We start from the raw sequence: 2,413 nt of genomic DNA, 5'->3' as shown, positions 1-2,413 counted from the left end.
AGCGTATTGCTCTTTTAAGATTAATTTTTTCTATTCGGAAAGCATATTCATCACCTCTTGGCACTCACATTAACGATTGCCAATAATATTGTATTACTTTTTTTTGTTGAATGTCAACCCTATATTTTCATTTTGTTATATTTTTATTAATTTTATATTAATAATTATGTATTTTTGTATTAATTTTAATGTGATTATAAATAATTAATAATAATATAAAAAAGAAAAAGCATCCTTAAATGGGGAGTAAGTTTTAGTTTTATTTAATCAAAAACACTAAACCCTGATGACATAAGCATTCCCCAAAACCCACACAATCTTACAAACCTGATTTGCATTAATAACGAAGGAATTTTATACAGGAAGTCAAAGCACCAAAATCCTTACTTACCTTCTCAAGCATTTTACAGCCATCACAACCTGACAGCAAACTGAAAAGAAATACGAATACGAAGAGGGAACTTTATGTGATTTAGAAATGGTCCTTAACTTTAAAACCACTATTGAAGCAAGTATTAAAACCACCAAGATTCAATTAAAAATTATCAAACTGAAAAAGAAAAAATCACCCAAATAAAACCACAACAACAAAGAGATGAAAAAACAACACATTTAAAAGAACATAAGAACCAAACTAACAAACTAACAAACACAAAAAACAAACCAAACCTAACCCCCCGAACAAAAAATGGCAGATTGAATTACAACTTGCCGAATCCAAAATTGAAATTGAAAGTTTAGAACGCGAAATTGGTATGTATTAGATGGGCAAATTAAATCAGTTGAAATGTTTGAAACACAATTTAATAGAGACAATAGATCGTCTCCAAAATCCCCTTCCGACTACCAAAACTGAGGTGTTTCAAAACTTTAGACACTTTTTTACTTTTTTAAAAATTCTTGAAGACTAACTATTAAGTTAGTCTTTTTTTCTTTAAAAACTAAAAAAAATAATTTCCCTATTTTTTCTAAAAACGTTTTTGAAAGTAATTAAATGTTAAGACAAAAATTATTTCAAGATTTTTTAAAAAATAAAAAAGAATTTAGAATACGCAAATTAATTAATTAATTTACATTCTCCATTAGTCCCATAAAATTAGTTAAACAATTTAAATATTATCCCCGAGTAATTCCAAAAACAAGATTTATATCAAGAAGGAATCTTAGGGTTAATCAAAGCTCTAAATAATTACGAAGATTTAGGTTATGAATTCATCGCCTATGCCACTCCCACCATCAAATCAGAAATTAGAACTAATAAGAAAAAGCCATTCACCTTCAATCCCACAAAAAAACAACCAAACCAAACAATATCAGTTTTAAAGAAAAATATCAACCTTATCACCTCAATTATCCCAATCCTCATCAATTATGGATTAAACAAATTAATCACGAAATCTTTTTAAAAAAAATGAAGAATAAGTTAAGTACAAACGAATTTCAGATTATCCGTTTAAGCCATAATTGGTGCGTGAATAATTAGTGTTGGGATTGAATATTTTCTTCTTTAAAACGATATTTGGTTTGGTATTTTAATGTGATGAAGGTGGTCTTTCTTATTAATTCTCTATTTCTGATTTGATAATTGAATTAATGCATAACTATAATTCATAACTAAATCTTCATGTGGAAACATTAACCCTGAATTCCTTCTAGCTAAATCTTGTTTTTCCCCCTGATACTCGAATAATATTTAAATTGTTGCAACTAATTTATGGACTAATAGTAAATTAATTAATTAATGCGTAATTAAATTCTTTATTTTTGCGTCTTGAGAATGTATTTAATTACTTTCTGAAACGTTTTTAGAAAATGGGAAATTATTTTTTTAGTTTTGAAAGACTGGCAATGGATTAGTCTTCAGAATTTTAAGTAAGTGATGCAAGTTTCAGTTTTGATGATCGGGATTTAGACGATCTATTGTTTGTGGGGTGTGTTTCAAACATTTCAACTGATTTAATTTGCCCATCTAATATACTTATTTCGCGTTCTAAACTTTCAGTGAATTTTGAATTCGGCAAGTTATGATGGTGTAACACTGTTAAATTAGGTTTGGCTGTCTGTTAGTTTGTTGGATTTGGTTTTATGTTCTTTGAAATGTGTTATTTCATCTCTTTGTGTTATTAATTTTATTTAGTGATTTTCTTTTCAATTTGATAATTTAATTGAATCTTAGTGGTACAATGCTGCTTCAAAGTTAGGACCATTTCTAAATCATAAAGTCCCATGCATATTCATATTTCTTTCGTTGTTGTTGTGGTTGTGATAATTTATGGAAATGTTGAAATGAAATGGATTTTGGTACTTGTCCTTCGTTAAATCATCAGTTCATCTTTTGATCAGCTAAAACCCCATTTTTATATTATTATTAATTATTTATAATCATTAAAATTATTGCAAAATAGAAACAGCA

The 2,413-nt window shown here is 27.6% G+C and carries 1 pseudogene; it reads left to right on the top strand.

The window, feature by feature from the left end:
- Positions 1-994 precede the first annotated feature (994 nt).
- Positions 995-1,459 (top strand): annotated as a pseudogene (locus tag ACEW7V_RS00520) (sigma-70 family RNA polymerase sigma factor); the annotation flags it as partial.
- Positions 1,460-2,413 lie beyond the last annotated feature (954 nt).

The organism is Areca yellow leaf disease phytoplasma, from assembly GCF_041920595.1.
This window is presented reverse-complemented; position numbering and strand designations above follow the sequence as displayed.